General features: G+C 59.1%; 13 protein-coding genes. 8 read left to right on the top strand and 5 right to left on the bottom strand.

Going from position 1 to position 17,974, the window contains the following annotated elements; translation table 11 throughout:
• The first annotated feature begins 143 nt into the window (after positions 1-143).
• Complete coding sequence (locus AC5S16_RS02390) at positions 144-2,639, top strand: glycoside hydrolase family 95 protein (protein WP_493928404.1); 2,496 nt, start codon at positions 144-146, stop codon at positions 2,637-2,639.
• Here AC5S16_RS02390 and AC5S16_RS02395 read toward each other — a convergent pair.
• From AC5S16_RS02395 to AC5S16_RS02415, 5 genes are all read right to left on the bottom strand, one after another.
• Positions 2,626-3,828: a glycoside hydrolase family 88/105 protein gene (locus AC5S16_RS02395; RefSeq protein WP_493928405.1), complete on the bottom strand. Its 1,203-nt coding sequence runs from the start codon at positions 3,826-3,828 to the stop codon at positions 2,626-2,628. The two genes, AC5S16_RS02390 and AC5S16_RS02395, sit on opposite strands and share 14 nt — an antisense overlap.
• A gap of 183 nt (positions 3,829-4,011) precedes the next feature.
• Positions 4,012-5,001 (bottom strand): transglutaminase family protein, encoded by a 990-nt coding sequence (locus AC5S16_RS02400; RefSeq protein WP_493928406.1) that lies wholly within the window; start codon positions 4,999-5,001, stop codon positions 4,012-4,014.
• A 16-nt stretch (positions 5,002-5,017) separates the two neighbouring features.
• A complete protein-coding gene (locus AC5S16_RS02405; protein ID WP_493928407.1) occupies positions 5,018-5,980 on the bottom strand; it encodes an alpha-E domain-containing protein in 963 nt (320 codons plus the stop codon).
• A gap of 93 nt (positions 5,981-6,073) precedes the next feature.
• The gene (locus AC5S16_RS02410) at positions 6,074-7,543 is read right to left on the bottom strand and encodes a circularly permuted type 2 ATP-grasp protein (RefSeq protein WP_493928408.1); all 1,470 of its coding nucleotides are present in this window, start codon (positions 7,541-7,543) and stop codon (positions 6,074-6,076) included.
• Positions 7,544-7,958: 415 nt separating this feature from the next.
• The gene (locus AC5S16_RS02415) at positions 7,959-8,684 is read right to left on the bottom strand and encodes a GntR family transcriptional regulator (RefSeq protein WP_493928409.1); all 726 of its coding nucleotides are present in this window, start codon (positions 8,682-8,684) and stop codon (positions 7,959-7,961) included.
• A 144-nt stretch (positions 8,685-8,828) separates the two neighbouring features.
• Here AC5S16_RS02415 and AC5S16_RS02420 point away from each other — a divergent pair, with 144 nt between their 5' ends.
• The 7 genes from AC5S16_RS02420 to AC5S16_RS02450 all read left to right on the top strand — a co-directional run bounded on the left by AC5S16_RS02420 (position 8,829) and on the right by AC5S16_RS02450 (position 17,939).
• Entirely contained in the window at positions 8,829-9,785 is a 957-nt protein-coding gene (locus AC5S16_RS02420) for a proline racemase family protein (protein ID WP_493928410.1), read from the top strand.
• Entirely contained in the window at positions 9,782-10,906 is a 1,125-nt protein-coding gene (locus AC5S16_RS02425) for an NAD(P)/FAD-dependent oxidoreductase (RefSeq protein ID WP_493928411.1), read from the top strand. Before AC5S16_RS02420 ends, AC5S16_RS02425 begins: the two co-directional genes overlap by 4 nt.
• Positions 10,899-11,141, top strand: coding sequence for a 2Fe-2S iron-sulfur cluster-binding protein (locus AC5S16_RS02430; protein WP_493928412.1), 243 nt, complete (start codon positions 10,899-10,901; stop codon positions 11,139-11,141). Before AC5S16_RS02425 ends, AC5S16_RS02430 begins: the two co-directional genes overlap by 8 nt.
• On the top strand, positions 11,138-12,421 hold the full coding sequence (locus AC5S16_RS02435) for an FAD-dependent oxidoreductase (RefSeq protein ID WP_493928413.1): 1,284 nt from the start codon (positions 11,138-11,140) through the stop codon (positions 12,419-12,421). The genes AC5S16_RS02430 and AC5S16_RS02435 overlap by 4 nt, the downstream gene beginning before the upstream one ends.
• Positions 12,418-13,359 (top strand): dihydrodipicolinate synthase family protein, encoded by a 942-nt coding sequence (locus tag AC5S16_RS02440; protein WP_493928414.1) that lies wholly within the window; start codon positions 12,418-12,420, stop codon positions 13,357-13,359. The genes AC5S16_RS02435 and AC5S16_RS02440 overlap by 4 nt, the downstream gene beginning before the upstream one ends.
• A 45-nt stretch (positions 13,360-13,404) precedes the next feature.
• Complete coding sequence (locus AC5S16_RS02445; RefSeq protein ID WP_493928415.1) at positions 13,405-14,985, top strand: aldehyde dehydrogenase (NADP(+)); 1,581 nt, start codon at positions 13,405-13,407, stop codon at positions 14,983-14,985.
• A gap of 314 nt (positions 14,986-15,299) precedes the next feature.
• Entirely contained in the window at positions 15,300-17,939 is a 2,640-nt protein-coding gene (locus AC5S16_RS02450) for a PBP1A family penicillin-binding protein (RefSeq protein ID WP_493928642.1), read from the top strand.
• Positions 17,940-17,974 lie beyond the last annotated feature (35 nt).

Consider the following 17,974-nt stretch of genomic DNA (forward strand, 5'->3'; position numbering starts at 1 on the left):
CACAACAGCCACGATCAGGATGTTTACGCCTTGGAAACAGCCATTCGGTGTCCTTAGCGTTTTAGCGGTAGATTTTTCCATCCAGCATCATCACGCATCCCCTACAATGAATCAGTCGATTTCACTGAAGAAAGGGTTGTTTCATGGGCAGGTATACCCGGCGCAGGTTCATTGCTTCGTCATCCGCAACTCTCGGCACGCTCGCTCTTGCAAAACATCTTGGATTTGCCGCCGCTCCTGCCACGGAACCATCAGGCGACCTGACCTTGTGGTACGACAAGCCTGCAGCACAGTGGGTCGATGCCCTGCCCATTGGGAATGGCCGGCTTGGAGCGATGGTCTTCGGCGGTGGAGAAGATGCAGGCATCAACAAAGAGCTTCTGCAGCTGAATGAGGACACACTCTGGTCAGGCAAGCCGAAGGACGGCAACAATCCTGATGCCAAGAATCACCTGGCCGAAATTCGACGCGCAGTATTGGAGAAGCAGGACTACCACCTTGCCGATCAACTCTGCCATAAGCTGCAGGGGCTTTTCGCGGAGGCCTATCAGCCGCTCGGCAACCTGCGCATCGATTTCAACCATTCAGGATCCGCAGCCGGATACCGCCGCGAACTGGACCTGGACACTGCATGTGCGCGAACCAGCTACAACGTCAATGGCATAAAGTTTGAGCGCGAAGCATTTGTCTCCGCTCCCGATCAGGTCATCGTTCTGCGCGTAACAGCAAACAAGCCCGGCGCAATTTCCTGCACAGTCTCGCTCGACAGCCCGCTTGGAAAATCCGTACAGGCGCTTCGGAACAACAGGTTGCTGCTGACAGGAAAGGCTCCCGGGCATGTCGCCGGAGCAGGACATCCCGGAAGCGAAAAGCCCGTCGTCATGTCCGATGAAATCGGTGAAGGCATGTTTTTTGCAACCGTTCTTCAGGCGCAAGCTGAAGGCGGTACCATCACCGCAGATAAAGACAAGCTCCACATCGCGAAGGCATCTTCATTCACAGTCCTGCTCACTGCGGCTACGGGTTTTCGCGGATATCAGTACGCTCCAGATACACCTCAGAACGAAATATCTGCCAGGGCCGCCCAGCATCTCGATGCCGTCACAACAAAATCATTCGCAGCCCTGCGCAGAAGTCATATCGAAGACCATCAGCGCCTCTTCCGTCGCGTGTCTCTCCATCTCGGCCAGCAGAACACTTCGCAGCCGACCGATCAGCGTTTGAAGAGCTTCGCCACTTCGCCAGACCCGTCTCTGCTTGCGCTTTACTTCCAGTACGGACGATATCTCCTCATCAGCAGCTCGCGTCCAGGCTCTCAACCGGCGAATCTGCAGGGCATCTGGAACTATGAGATCACTCCGCCGTGGAGCAGTAACTGGACATCGAATATCAACGTCCAGATGAATTACTGGCATGCGGAAACCTGCAACCTGAGTGAGTGCGCCGAGCCGCTTTTCAGCTGGATCGACGACCTCAGCAAAACCGGCGCACGCACGGCACAGGAAACCTATGGCCTTCCAGGATGGGTCTCGCATCACAACATCGATCTCTGGCGCGCTTCAAATCCAGTCGGCCAAGGAGTAGGCGCGCCCACATGGGCCAACTGGGGGATGAGCGGACCGTGGCTCGGCGCGCATCTGTACGAGCACCATCTCTTCACTCGCGACCGCGAATTTTTACGCACGCGCGCTTACCCGCTAATGAAAGGCTCGGCGGAATTCTGTCTTGCGTGGCTGATCGAAGACGGCAAAGGCCATCTGACAACCTGCCCGTCGTTTTCCACCGAGAATGACTTCCTCGCCCCCGATGGCAAGCGCGCCATGACCAGCGCCGGCTGCACCATGGACATGGCGTTGATCCGCGAGCTTTTTGCAAACTGCATCGCGGCATCCAAAGAGCTCGGCATCGACAGTGACTTTGCCGCCAGACTCCACGCAGCACGCGAGCGCCTGGTGCCGTATCAGATCGGCAAGCATGGCCAGCTTCAGGAGTGGTCCATCGACTTCGAGGAGAGCACCCCCGGCCAGCGCCACATGTCTCACATGTACCCGCTTTATCCCGGAAGCGAAATCACGCCGCGAAGCACGCCCGAGCTGGCGAAAGCCGCGCGCGTCTCTCTCGAACGCCGCCTGGCCAATGGCGGAGCATACACAGGCTGGAGCCGCGCATGGGCCATCGACTTCTGGGCGCGTCTTGGCGATGGCGATAAGGCGTGGGAATCTCTCTCCATGCTCATGCAGCACAGCACCAATATCAATCTCTTCGATACCCATCCCGCAGAGAAGGGCCCAATCTTCCAGATCGACGGAAACTTCGGGACCACCGCTGCCATCGCAGAAATGCTGGTGCAAAGCCACAATGCATCCATCGATCTGCTGCCCGCATTGCCCACTGCATGGCCCGATGGAGAAGTAAAAGGCCTGCGCGTGCGCGGCGGAGCGGAAATGGATCTGCGCTGGACAGACAGAAAATGTGTCTCGTGTGTCGTTCGCCCCAATGTCGCCGGCGAATACGCTTTCCGCGCTCCGCAAGGACAAAAGATTGCCTCGATCTCAGCAGCGCATGCGCAACAGAAATCAGACGGAAGTGTTTCCGCAAGACTGGAAGCAGGACGCAGCTATCAACTCAACGTTGTATAGCTGCTCTCTTCACACCCTTCGCCATGCGGTCCACCTCAGACCCGGCGAGCAGAAATCCGCCCACTCCAAATACCCAACTCGACGATGGCTTGTAGAACGCAGGCGCTGCGCCCACCTGCTGGATGTTGCCCAGGCGACCATCCGCATAGACGTAGGAAAGCAGTCCCTTCCACGCGCGCTCCACAACCGGTCTGTAAGTCTTGCTGTCCAGGATGCCCTCATTCACGCCATACGCCAGGCCGAAGGCAATCAGCGCAGAGCCGGAGTTCTCCGGCACGCCATAATAATCTGGATCGAGCAGTCCCGAGCGCCACAATCCATCCTTACCCTGAATCGAAGCCAGTTTCGCAGCCATCTCCTTGAACTGCTGCACGTACTTTTCGCGCTCCGGACGGTTCTTCGGATAGTACTCAAGCAACCGCGCGAAACCGCCCATCACCCAGCCATTGCCGCGCGACCAGAACATCTTCTTTCCGTTCTCTTCCGTCTTGTTGAGATACGTCGCATCGCGGAAATACAGGTGCTCTTCCTTGTCGTAGAGCAGCTCCGATGTCTTCCACCACTCGCGGTCGATGTAGTCGAGATATTTCTTGTCCTGCGTGATCACATACATCCTCACCCATACCGGAGGTCCCATGTACAGCGCATCGCACCACCACCACGGAATCCGTCCATGTGAGTCCTTTTCCAAGGGATAGAGCGCATCCAGCTCTTCGCGCGTGTTGGCAATCATCTGTGCATCATGCTTCTGCATGTAGAGCTCGGTATAAGTCTGCCCGATGCTCGAGTCGTCCGCATTCGGCAGATGCGAGCGCAGCTTCCAGTTGAACTTCTCGCCGACGCCTATCATCGCATCGCGGTACTTCATATCGCCCGTAGCCTGCGAAGCAGCCATGAAGCCGGTATAGAGAACGCTCCATGTCCAGTCATTGCCAAAGTCAGGCTGCGTCTTCATCTGCCAGTCGGCAACCTTGCGGATCGCCGCCTCTACGGCTTGTGGCTTGAGCTTCGCCGAAAGGTCCTTCGCCAACGGGCCGGGATTATCGGTGACGTCGCCTTCATGAATCGCAACGCCATCATCAATGCGCTTCTGCTGGTCCGGAGGAATCTGCTGCCGCTGCGCCCACAGCGCAGAGCTCACAGCACAAAAAGAAAACAATAAAACGCAGCCCGCAAAACGTACCTTCATTCCTCTATCTCCACAACGCAGGGATTTGCAAGGAATAAGTCTAATCGCAGGTGCGCACCTCGCTTCCCTCCTAGCGGTACACACATCACAAATTGTCATCCTGAGCGAAGTGGCAGCCACAATAAGGGGTGCCCCAGGTTCGCGGAGCTAACCTGGGGTTGTTCACAAATCATTGGAAGAAAATCACTGCTGCTGTTGCTGCTGCGCCTGAATCAGCAACAAAGGCTCCGCCGGAGGCGGCGGAGGAGCCTGCGCCTTCTCCACCAGCATCGACCAGTCCTCCGGAATCGGCAGCTCCTGGTCGAGCGCCGGAGGAACGCTCGACGCCGTCACATGCACAGCTACATAGAGATTGCTGCTCGCGCGCCCGCGAAAAATCCCCTTCGTCGGAGGAACATCCGCATAATCCCGCCCCAGCGCCGTGCGGATATGCCGGTCACGCGCAATCAGGTAATTCGTCGGATCGAAGCCCACCCATCCCAGGTGCGGCAGAAAAGCCTCCACCCACGCATGCGTTGCGTCCTGGATAGAGCGGTCATGGTCCTGCTGGCGGTGGTGCAGATAGCCGCTGACATACCTGCACGGAATCCCAAGATGCCGCACCAGCGCGATCATGATGTGCGCAAAGTCCTGGCATACGCCCTCGCGCCGACTCAGCGCCTCATCAATCGGCGAATCGACGCGCGTGCTGCGCGGCACATAGTTGAAGTAGTCGAAAAGCTGCCGGTTCAGCTCATGCAGCAGCATCAGCGGATCATCGCGCCGCACTGCTCCGAGTTTCTCCGCCAGTTCGAGCAGAGCGGGCGTGGGCTTTGCGAACTCGCTCGGCAACAGCATCTCCCAATAGTCGCCGTCGGCAATCAGCGCATCCAGTTCCTTCCACGCATCGGGCGCAAGAAATGACGGAATCTCAGCCAGGCCCTCATGCTCCACCAGCGATTCGGCAACCATTACCAACTGCTCATGCAGCCCGGGAATATCGAAGTGATGCACATGGTTTCCCAGATGATCGCGATGCGGAAACACGCGGCAGCGCGGGCTTACCGAAAGCGCAAAGCTCAGGCAGCGCTGATTCGAGTCGCTCCGCGGCTGCATGCGTATCTCGCTGATGCTCTCACTCACCGGATTGCTGTAAACAAACTTGGTAAGGTGCCGCACTGAATAAAACGGCATATGTACTCCTCTTTTGCTACAAAGCCAGCGCTGTCTGCACCGAATACTGGATGTAGACCTCGTAGATCAGCGCATGAATGTGATGACACTCTGCCAGCACTCGCCGCAGGTAGCTTCCCGGACTAGTGGCCAGCACATCGTCAATCTGGTCGTAGCCCAGTGACGTGCACAGCTTGCCTGAAACCCGCATTAACTCACTCGAATTCAGCTGATGGCTCTGTTCCTGGATCACTTCCAGCGACCAGTGCACATGATCCAGCGAATAGCGGATCGAATGCGGAAAGCTTTCATCCAGTATCAGAAATTCGAGCAGCCGCTCATACGTCAGGTCCGTAGTATTGACCTTGCAGTAGGCCTCAAACGCCGTGCAGCTGCGCAGCAGTCCCACCCATTCCACATATTCATAAGAGTCCATCGCCTCGCCCGTCGACCGCGTCACCTCGCGATGGTAAACATCAAGCAGCATGGCCGTAGCAAAGGCACGCTCCAGAAAGCGCCCTACCTGCAGGAACTGCCAGCCCTCACCATGGCTCAGCGTCGTATCGGTCACGCCCTGAAACAGATGCACTCCATCAATCACTACCGGCGCAAATTCGGCAAACTGCAGATCAGAATACAAATCGCTCCGCGCCGACGAGACTTCATGAAACAGCCGGTTCAAACGCTGCCACTGCTCCGCGCTGAGCGCGTCGCGAATCTGCCGCGCATTCTCACGCGCCGCAATAATGCAGCTCATGACTGAAGCCGGAGTCGACGTATCGAAGCAAAGCGCCTGCACCAGCTTGTACGCATCGCCCTTCCACTCTGCATGCGGCGGATTCCCCAATGAAGCCAGCACGCGCAGCCAGCGGCGCTCGGCACTCGTCTGCGATTTATCGAGCATCAAACCGAGATTCACATCGAGCAGGCGCACCGTATGCTCGGCCCGCTCAAGATAGCGGCTCGTCCAGTAAAGGCTGTCAGCAACGCGTGAAAGCATAATGTCCTTTTAGGGAATAGGGAGATAGGGAAGTAGGGAACAGGAAGACTCTACATCAGCAAGCTATTCCCCTATTCCCCTACTTCCCTGCCCTTAACTCAGCACCCACGTATCCTTACTCCCGCCACCCTGCGACGAATTCACCACCAGCGATCCCTTCCGCAAAGCCACGCGTGTCAGCCCGCCGGGCACAATCGTCACCTTGTCGCCAAAAAGAATGTAGGGTCGCAGATCCACGCGGCGTGGCTCTATACATCCGTCTTCCTGCAGACAGGGCGCGGTCGAAAAATCCAGCGTAGGCTGTGCAATATAGTTCCTCGGATTGGCCTCGATCCGCCGCTTGAACTCCTCGCGCTCCTGCGCCGAGCTGTGCGGTCCAATCAGCATCCCGTATCCACCCGACTCGCCCACCGCCTTCACCACCAGCTTGTCGAGATTCGCAATCACATGCTGCCGCTGCTTTGCATCCGCCAGGATGTATGTCTCCACATTGTTCAGCACCGGCTCCTCGCCAAGATAGAAGCGGATAATCGCCGGCACATACGCATACAGAGCCTTGTCGTCCGCCACGCCTGTTCCAAACGCATTGGCCAACGTTACATTCCCCGCGCGATACGCATTGAAGAGCCCCGGCGCACCCAGAATCGAATCCGGACGAAACGACAGCGGATCGATGAAGTCGTCATCCACGCGCCGGTAGATCACGTCCACGCGCTTCAGGCCGCCCGTCGTGCGCATGTACACCACATTGTCGTGGACAACGATATCGCGACCCTCAACCAACTCAATCCCCATCAGGCGCGCCAGATAGGTGTGCTCAAAATAAGCCGAGTTGTACACGCCCGGCGTAAGCAGCACAATCGAAGGCTCAGGCCGCCCTTCCGGAGCAAGCGACCGCAGCGTGCCCAAGAGAGCCTGCGTGTAATTCTCGATCGGACGCACGCCATAGCTGCGGAACAGATGCGGCAGCACGCGCTTCAGCACGCGCCGGTTGTTCAGCATGTAGGACACGCCGCTCGGCACGCGCAGATTGTCTTCGAGCACGACAAACTCGCCGCTTTCAAGGCGCAGCAGATCTGTTCCCGCGACAGCCAGATATACATTGCGCGGAACCTGCAGCCCGCGCATCTGCCGCCGGAACTGCGGGCAGCTGTAAACAATCTCGCGCGGAACCACACCCTGCGCCAGAATCTTGCCCTCGTGATACACATCGTGCAGAAACAGGTTCAGCGCCGTGATGCGCTGCGTCAGGCCGCGCTCAATCACGCTCCAGTCTTCCGCGCTGATCAGCCGCGGCAGCAGGTCATAAGGGAAAATCCGCTCCGTCCCTTCGTCCTGCCCATAGACGGTAAACGTGATGCCCTGCATCAGGAACGAGACATCCGCATACTGCTTGCGCCGCTGCAGTTCCTGCGGCGGCAGCGACGTCAGCACCTTGAGCAGCGCTTCATACTGCGGACGGATCTCTCCATCCGCCGCAAACATCTCGTCATAGGCATGGTTCAGGCGGTATTCGCGCAGCAGCGGATTCTGCGCATGCCCCTGCGGCAGGATCGCGCTCATCGCCCCTCCGCCTTCCCGCACCGCCGGATACACCTGTACGTCTCGTCCCGCATAAACGATTTCAAGCTTCCCTGATTTCCCTGGATCACGCCGAAAAACAAGGCACGACTGCGTAAGATGAATTAGGTTTTAGCATGCATCAGGATTCACATCAAGAATTAAGGGTTCAGGCTCGGATTGGATTTGTTGTCGTTGAGGTAATTGCTTCCCCTCATTCGTGGAGAATCCATCAAACTTCCCCAGGTTAGCTCCGCGAACCTGGGGCACCCTTATCGGTGCGAAAAGCAGGTCCTTCGGCTTCGCCTCAGGATGACATCATTTTTATGTCGCTGTACCCTGAGCGCTGCACGCTGTTTTCTAAGCCCTATTCCCTACTTTCCTATTCCCTATTCCCTATTCCCTATTTCCCTGAAGACTACCAGCTCCCCCGCTCCCCAAACATATCAATCACCCGAGACAGCCGCTCCGCGCCGTTCTCCCAGTTCGTCCACAGCGCGCGCTCCACGCGGTCGGCATCGCCTTCGGTGATCGCGCGGATGATCTCATCGTGCTCGGCAATCGAGTAGTGCAGGTCATGAAGAATTGAGCTTGCATAGAGTCGCCAGTAGCGCTCCGTCTGCGGCTCAATGGCCTTGTGCCAGGTTAGCAGCCTTGGACCCGAGCCGGCATGCACGATCGTGCGATGAAAGTCATGGTCGAGATCGAAAATCCCGCTGGCCTTCGCCGACCGCTCCTTCACAATCTCATTGAGCTGGTCATTAATATTCTTGAGCTGTTGCACAATCTCCGTCCGCTGCGCCTTAGCGAGCGCCGCCACGCGCCGCCCGGCGAGCCCCTCCACGCGGCCAATGATCGAATACAGTTCGCTCACATCTTCCTTCGTCAGCGGAGCGACAATCATCCGCGACTTGCTCACGTTCTTGTGCTCCAACACGTAGCCTTCACGCTGCAGCCAATGCAGCGCCCCGCGTACCGGAGTACGGCTCATCCCCAGCCGCTCCGCCAGGTCGCCCTCCACAATCCATGTCCCAGGAGAAAGTCTTCCATGTACGATCAGTTCGCGAATCTCCTGAAATGCTGTCCTGAGACTCGACCCATGCTCCGCCTTTGGTTTTGCCGCCGGTTTTTTCTTATTGTTCATGTTAGAAACCAATCCTCAGACTAACGGAAGTGCCCAATGAAATGAACACTTCCCCATGTGGGAAAATAAGAAACAGAGAATTTACACGGTTATGCATTGATTAGGCTATACTTAGATTGTATTCATTTTTGTAGACATTATTAGATGCCAGATTCCACCGTACCGCACCGTATCCAGGTCATCGACTCCCACACCGCAGGTGAACCCACCCGTCTTGTACTCTCCGGAGGACCCGACCTTGGCTCTGGTCCGCTCGCCCAGAGACTCGAACGCCTTCGCAATGAGCATGATACCTTCCGATCTGCGGTAGTGAATGAGCCCCGCGGCTCCGATGTCCTCGTCGGCGCACTGCTCTGCGAGCCCGACGACCCTACCTGCGACATCGGCATCATCTTCTTTAATAATGTGGGATACCTCGGCATGTGCGGCCACGGAACTATCGGCGTCATCGTCAGCCTTGCCCATCTCGGAAAAATCCGCCCAGGCACGCACAAAATCGAGACGCCGGTAGGCAACGTCAATGCCACGCTTCATGAATCGGGCCTGATCACCATAGCCAATGTGCCCAGCTATCGCAGCGAAGCCGGTGTCTCTGTCTCCGTCCCCGGTTTCGGACGGATCACCGGCGACATCGCCTGGGGCGGCAACTGGTTCTACCTTGTCGAAAAGCACAGCCTGCCCCTTAACCTCCAGCACGTTGGGGAACTCACCGACTTCACCTGGGCCATCCGCCAGACACTCACTGCCAGCAACATCACCGGCGACAACGGCGCTGAGATCGACCACATTGAACTCTTTGGCCCTCCGTCCAACGGACACGCCGACAGCCGCAACTTCGTTCTCTGCCCCGGCAAGGCGTATGACCGCTCGCCCTGCGGCACCGGAACCAGTGCCAAAATGGCCTGCCTTTATGCCGACGGCAAACTCACGCCCGGCGAAGTCTGGCGGCAGGAAGGCATCCTCAGCACCATCTTTGAAGGCTCCATCGACGTCGAGAATGGACACGTCCTGCCCAGCATCACCGGGTCGGCTTACGTCACCGCGGAATCCTCGCTCATCCTCGACGACAACGATCCCTTCCGCATGGGCATCGTTCCATGAGCCAAACGTACGATGCCGTCGTCATCGGCGCGGGCATCGTCGGCGCAGCCTGCGCCCGTGAGCTGGCCCAGTCTGGAATGCGCACCGCCATAGTGGAAGCTGACTCCATCGGCAGCGGAGCCACCGCCGCAGGCATGGGGCACATCGTCGTCATGGACGACTCGCCTGCGCAACTTGCCCTCACGCAATACTCGCAGTCTCTCTGGAATGACCTCGCGCCCGGGCTGCCCGCAAACGTCGAGTACGACCGCTGCGGCACTCTCTGGATCGCAACCGACGAAGAAGAGATGCAGGAGGTCCGCCGCAAGCGTGAGCTCTACGCAACCGCAAACGTTGCTACTGAAATTCTCGATCAGCAAACGCTTGCCGAAGCAGAGCCAGCACTGCGCCGCCCTCTGGCCGGAGCGCTGCGCGTAGCTTCCGATGCAGTCCTTTATCCTCCCTGCGCCGCCCAGTATCTGACGAATTGCGCACAGCTGCACGGAACCACAATCTATCCCGGACAAACCGCAACCACCGCAGCCCATGGCCGCGTCGTTCTCAGCGATGGCACAACTCTCTCAGCTGCGCACATCATTCACGCTACTGGAGCAGCTGCAACACGCCTGCTTCCCCATCTGCCCATCAGGAAACGCAAAGGGCATCTCGTTATCACCGACCGCTATCCCGGTTTTGTGTACCACCAGCTTGTCGAGCTAGGTTATCTGAAGAGTGCCCACTCCATCGCGACGGATTCCGTAGCCTTCAACGTGCAGCCGCGCCGCACCGGCCAACTGCTTATTGGCTCCTCGCGCCAGTACGATAATGAAAACTCAGAAGTGGATCAGAAGATTCTCAGCGCCATGCTGGCCCGCGCGCTTGATTACATCCCCTCGCTCGGCAATCTCTCTTCCATCCGTGTCTGGACAGGCTTTCGCGCAGCTACGCCGGACAAGCTGCCACTCATCGGCCCTACTGAAGACTCAACCGTCTTTCTCGCCACCGGACACGAAGGCCTCGGCATCACAACGTCACTGGCCACAGCGCACCTGCTCGCCGATCACCTTCTCGGCCGCGATTCAGCGATTCCGCTCACGCCGTACCTGCCGGAACGCTTCGCCCGCGAGGTAGCCCATGCCTGAGCACATCAAGTTAAAGATCAACGGCCACCCGCTCACAGTCGATTCAGGCACCAGCATCGCCGCCGCCATCATGAACGCCGGAGCAGCCTGCCGCACATCCGTTACCGGAGAGCCGCGCGGCCCGCTCTGCGGCATGGGCATCTGCTTTGAATGCCGCGCTCTCGTCAATGGCAAACTGCATCAGCGCACCTGCCAGATGTTGTGCGAATCCGGCATGGAAGTAGAGACGCAATGACGCAGAGCTTTGAAGTTGTCATCATCGGCGGAGGCCCGGCGGGCATTGCCGCCGCTGTCTGTGCCGCCGAATGCGGCACCCGCGTCGCCATCATCGATGACAACCTCACGCTGGGCGGACAGATATGGCGAGGCAGCGATTCTCATTCAAAGAGTGCCACATCCTGGTACAAGCGCCTGGCCAGCACGAATATTGAGCGCATTCACAGCGCGCGCGTCTTCGCCCAGCCCGCTTCCGGCATTCTTCGTGCCGAACAAAACGGCTCGGTCATCGACATTTCGTATCAGCAGCTCATCCTCGCCACCGGAGCGCGCGAGCGCTTTCTTCCCTTTCCCGGCTGGACCCTCCCCAACGTGCTAGGCGCAGGCGCATTGCAGGCGCTCGTCAAGAGCGGCCTTTCTGTTCAGGGCAAGCGCATCGTTGTCGCCGGCAGCGGCCCACTTCTCATCGCCGTCGCTGTGTATCTGCGCGAGCACGGAGCACGAGTCCTCGCCATCTGCGAGCAGGCGCCGTTCTCCCGTCTTCTGAAATTTGCACCTAATCTAGTTACAAATACAGAAAAACTTGCGCAGGCCGTCGCATACAAGATCCGCACGTTCACCGTGCCCTTCCACACCGGCTGCTGGCCCATCTCTGCTCAGGGAGACGGAAAACACTCGTCGGTCACACTGCGCAAAGGCAATCGCACCCGGATACGTACATGGACCATCGACTGCGACTATCTCGCCTGCGGTTTCCATCTCATCCCCAACACAGAGCTCGCGCAGCTGCTCGGATGCAGCATCGCCCAAGGCAGCGTCGTAGTCGACGACTTCCAGCAGACAACCATCCCGAAGCACTACTGCGCCGGCGAGCCCACAGGCATTGGCGGCGTGGAGCTTGCGCTTCTCGAAGGCCAGATCGCCGGATACGCAAGCGCAGGACATCAGGAAAAAGCGCGCTCCCTTTTCGCCGCGCGCACAAAACAGCGCGCCTTCGCCCGCACACTCGAAGAAACCTTTGCTCTCGATCCTGCGCTCAAAGCTCTGCCGCAATCCGACACCATCGTCTGCCGCTGCGAAGACGTCCTCTATCGTTCACTCGAGCCCGAAGCCACATGGCGCGCCGCAAAACTGCACACGCGCTGCGGCATGGGCCCATGCCAGGGACGCATCTGCGGCCCGGCTGCAGAATTTCTTTTTGGCTGGAGCGCGGACTCAGTCCGTCCGCCCATCTTTCCCACAACACTTTCAAGCCTCGGCGCCACGCCCGGGCTATCTCAGGTACAGGAGACACTATGAACTGGTTCGGTGTTATGCCCGCAATGACCACCGCCTTCGACGAACAGCTCAACGTCGATCACGCCTTCATGCAGCAGCATGCCCAGTGGCTGCTCGACAACGGATGCACCGGCATCGTCAATCTTGGCTCGCTCGGCGAAGCCGCCACCCTCACCTTCGACGAGAAGATTGCCATCCTCAAGAACATGGTCGCGACCGCAAACGGCAAGGCCCCCATCGTCTCCGCCATCTCCGCGCTCTCAACCGCCGAAGCTGTCTCGCTCGCCAAAGCCGCCGCCGATGCAGGCTGCTCCGGCCTCATGGTGCTGCCGCCCTACGTCTATCGCGGCGACTGGCGCGAAACCAAAGCGCACATCGCAGCCATCTTCGCAGCGACGCCGCTCTCTTGCATGCTCTACAACAATCCCGTCGCTTATGGGACCGACTTCCTCCCCGAGCAGATCGCCGAGCTCGCCGCCGAACACTCGAACTTCCACGCCGTCAAGGAATCAAGCACCGACGTCCGCCGCGTCACTGCCATCCGCGCCCTCATCGGTGATCGCCTGAAGATCTTCGTCGGCGTCGATGACGCCATCGTCGAAGGCATCGCCGCCGGAGCCACTGGATGGATCGCCGGTCTCGTCAATGCCCTGCCCGCCGAATCCGTGGCCCTCTTCAATCTGGCCTATGAGGGAAAAACAAAAGAGGCCTTCGAGCTCTACCGCTGGTTCCTCCCGCTGCTGCGCATGGACACCGTCCCGAAATTCATCCAGCTCATCAAATTTGCACAGGAAGAGTTGAACGTAGGCAGCGGCCGTGTCCGCCCACCGCGCCTTGAAATTACAGGCGAAGAATTAACCGAAACAAAACAGGCCATCGCAGAAGCCCTGAAGAGTCGCCCTAAAATCAAGGAAGTAGCATTTACGCAATTCGCGGGTGCCCCGGGTTCGCGAAGCTAACCTGGGGTAGTATGCATCGCAATCACAAACGAATAAGGTCAACTCATGCAGGGAACATCCATCTTAGGCTCAAAGCGCGCCCCCCAAACCGGAGAAGCATTCCACGGCATCAACCCATCCACTGGAGAGCAACTCCAGCCCGCCTACTTCTCCGCAACCAAAGAAGAAGTAGACCATGCCGCCAAATTAGCCGAAGCCGCCTTCCCCAGCTACAGCAAGCTCTCGAACAGCAAGCGCGCAGCCTTCCTGCGCAGCATCGCCGACGCCATCCAGAAAATCTCGCCTCAGCTCGTCGAACGCGCGAACCTCGAAACCGCCTTGCCCGCCCCGCGTCTTGAAGGCGAGGTCCTCCGCACCGCCAACCAGCTGCGCCTCTTCGCCGAGGTTGTAGAAGAAGGCTCGTGGGTCAACGCGCGCATCGACACCGCCGACCCCAACCGCAAGCCACTCCCCAAGCCCGACATCCGCTCCATGCTGCACCCGCTCGGCCCTGTCGCCGTTTTCGGAGCCAGCAATTTTCCGCTCGCCTTCTCCGTCGCCGGCGGAGACACCGCCTCTGCCCTTGCCGCCGGAAATCCAGTCATCGTCAAAGCGCATCCCGCACATCCAGGCACCAGCGAGCTAGTCGGCAGCGCCATCCAGGAATGCATCGCGGCTGCCGGACTCCACGAAGGCGTCTTCTCCCTGCTCTTCGACTCCGGAATCGAAGTCGGCACCGCGCTCGTCCAGCACCCGCTTGTCAAAGCCGTCGGATTCACCGGCTCCCTCAAAGCCGGACGCGCGCTCATGGACCTCTGCGCACGCCGCCCTGCTCCTATTCCCTGCTATGCCGAAATGAGCAGCACCAACCCGGTCTTCATCCTCCCCGGAGCGCTCCAGCAACATGAAAAAATCGCCGCCGACCTCACCGCCTCCTACACATTAGGAGCAGGTCAGTTCTGCACCAAGCCCGGCCTCGTCTTTCTGCCTCCGCAGGATGAATCAACCCGCCTCATCGAAGAGCTCGGCAAACGCGCCGCCGCGCTGCCCGCCTTCACCATGCTCACCCCTGGCATCGCCGCACAATACAAGCGCGGACTCACCCAGCGCCTGGAATCCGAAGGCGCGCAGGCTGTCGCGACAGCGGAAGCAACCGCCTCCACACCCGCGGGCACCACAGCTGCGTTATTAGAAGCCGATGCCGAACAGCTCCTCACGAATCCCGAACTAACAGAAGAAATCTTCGGCCCCACAACGCTCATCGTCCGCTACCACAGCCGCGAGCAGATGCTCGAAACCGCGCGCGCCCTCGAAGGCCACCTCACCGCAACGCTGATCGGAACCGAAGAAGACCTCGCTTCGCACCAGGACCTCATCGCCATCCTCGAACGCAAAGCAGGCCGCGTCATCTTCAATGGATACCCCACCGGCGTCGAAGTCTGCCACGCCATGGTCCACGGCGGCCCCTACCCGGCAACCGCAGACGGCCGCTCCACTTCCGTAGGCACGCAGGCCATCTTCCGCTTCGCCCGCCCGGTCAGCTATCAGAACCTGCCCGAAGCCGCCCTCCCTGAAGCCCTGCAAAACCAAAACCCTCTGAGCCTCTTCCGCATGGTCAACGGCAAAATGACGAACAACTCGATCTAATAGAACTACCCCAGGTTAGCTTCTCACCCCGATGCGCGAACCCTTCGACTCCGCTCAGGGCAGGCTCTGGGGCACCCGGAGTCGTGGCTGTCGCGGCTATTGATGCAAGAAGCAGGTCCTTCGCTACAGCCTGCCCTGAGCGAAACCGAAGGGCTCAGGATGACAATTCTTGAGCGAGTTCACAAAAGCAATTACTACCCAGCTACATCCTCAAACTCACAGGTTGACCCCACCCCTAAATCCAGCGTCATACCAAAAGCATCCATTCCCTCACCTGAACCGATAGAATGGAAGGCGGTAGTCCCCCATTGGCCGTGAAAGTAAAATTCGCCCCTCGTTCTGCGTACGACACCTTCCGCAGCAGTCAAGTTCTCAAGATCGCTGCCGCCGCCGTCGGTATCGTTGTCATATTTTTTGTCGCCATCTTTTCCTTCTATTACTTCAAATACAAGCACATCGTGGACGAGCGCCTGGAAAAACCGCTCTTCACCAACACCGCCAAGATCTACGCCGCCCCCCGCGAAGTGCGTCCGGGGCAGAAACTGACTGCCAGCTTCGTCGCGCAGGAGCTGCGCCAGGCCGGATACATCGAGACCGGCACCGGCTCCGCATCTCCCATGGGGACATTTGAGATCAGCGGCACAAACCTCACCGTCCATCCCGGCCCTCAGTCCTACCACGCTCCCGACAGCGCCACCATCACCTTCGGCAGCACGACTGTAACCAAAATTTCTGACTCGAACGGCGACCAGCTCGCCGCCTATGAGCTCGAGCCCCTGCTCATCACCGGCCTGTCCGATTCGAACCGCATCAAGCGCCGCCTCGTCAATTACGACGAGCTGCCGCGCTACATGGTTCCTGCTGTGACAGCCATCGAAGATCATCGTTTCTTCGACCACGGCGGTGTGGACTATATACGTTTACTCGGAGCGCTCCGCAACGACCTCACCCACAGGCACACCTATACCGAAGGTGGCTCTACCCTCACCATGCAGCTCGCGCGCGGCTTCTTCCTCACTCCGGAAAAGCGCCTCCGCCGCAAGCTCATCGAAATGCTCATCACCTTCCAGCTTGAGCACCGCTTCACCAAGCAGCAGATCTTCCAGATGTATGCCAACCAGGTGCCGCTCGGGCAGCAGGGCAGCTTCGCCATCAATGGATTCGGCGAGGCAGCGCAGGCCTACTTCGGCAAAGATGTCCGCCAGCTCAACCTGCAGGAGTGCGCTCTGCTCGCCGGCATGATCCAGAGCCCGAGCCGTCTGAATCCCTATCGCCACGGCACCCGCGCCATGGAGCGCCGCAACCTCGTGCTTGATGCCATGGTCGAAACCGGAGCCATTACCCGCGACGAGGCCGAAGCTGCCAAAGCCACCCCGCTCAAGCTCGCCTCGCAGAACGCCGACAGCAGCGAAGCACCTTACTTCGTCGATCTCGTCCGTGACCAGATCGTCCAGAAACTCGGCGATACCGAATACAACCAGCAGGGCCTTCGTATCTACACTTCGCTCGATCCGCAGCTGCAAGCCGCAGCCAGCGAGGCCGTCAGCGAAGGCATGAAGCACGTCGATGAACTCGTTACCAAGCTACACACACATCGCGCTTCGAAAAACAGCCCGGCCAGCGTCGACCCCAACATCGTCTACCCGCAGGTGGCTCTCGTCGCCCTCAATCCGCACACCGGCCAGGTGCTCGCTCTTGTTGGCGGACGCAACTATGCCGCCAGTCAGCTCGATCATGCTGTCCGTCACCGTCCTACCGGATCGATCTTCAAGCCCTTCGTCTACGCTGCCGCCTTCAACACCAGCCTCTCCGGAGCGCAGCTCACCAGCGCCGACGGCGTCAGCGGCATCTTCACGCCCGTCACCATGCTGAACGACGCGCCGGTGACCTACACCGTCAACGGGCAGGACTACACACCGCATAATTTTCATGACGAAGAATACGGTATGATCACCGCGCGCTTCGCACTGCAGGAGTCGCAGAACGTTGCCACCATCGCCCTCGGGCAGATGGTCGGATTCAATAACGTCGCCGCTCTCGCGCGCGATGCCGGCATCAAATCCGCCCGCGGAACGCCATCGGTCGCCATCGGCACCTATGACGCCACTCCGCTCGACATGGCCGGCGCTTACACCATCTTCGCCAACGGCGGCGTCAAGCTAGATCCCTGGATGCTCGCCTCCGTCCGCAATGCCAATGGCGACGTCGTCAGCGACTATGCGCCCACCAGCAAGCCCATCCTCGACCCGCGCGTCGCCTATCTCACCACCAACATGCTTGAGAACGTCATCAACCACGGCACCGGCCTCGCCGCCCGCGCTTCGGGCTTCTATGCTCCCGCCGCCGGCAAGACTGGAACCTCCAACGATGCATGGTTCGCCGGATACACCTCCAACCTGCTCTGCATCGTATGGATCGGCAACGACGACTACTCTGACATCAAGCTCGAAGGCGCCAAAGCCGCCGCCCCTATCTGGGGGGCATTCATGAAGCGCGCCGTCGCTCTCCCGCAGTACTCCGATACAAAGGAGTTCGACTCGCCCGCCGGAATCACTCTTGTGCAGCTCGACAAGGGCACCAACCTGCTCTCCGACGCCTCCTGCGCCAGCAACACTTACACCGCTGCCTTCCTCGACGGAACGCAGCCCACCGATACCTGCGACCACTCCAACGGCGACCAGCGCAACCTCTTCCAGAAGATCTTCGGCATAGGCGAGAACCAGCAGCCCTCAGGACCAAACGTCGTGCCCGCTCCGGCACAACAGCAACAGCAGCCGGCCAATCGTCCGGGAACGCCTACACCCACTGCCCCGGCCCAGAACGCCCAAAACCAGAACCAACAGCAACCCGAACAGGAACCAAAGAAGAAGCGTGGTTTCTTCAGCAAACTCTTCGGTCTGGGAAAAAAGGACCAGCAGCAACAAAACCAGCAACAACCCCAAAATCCGCAGTAAGGATGTACAGTAAAGTACTGCCATCCTGAGCGAAG

This window comes from Acidobacterium sp. FHG110202_01, assembly GCF_059115305.1.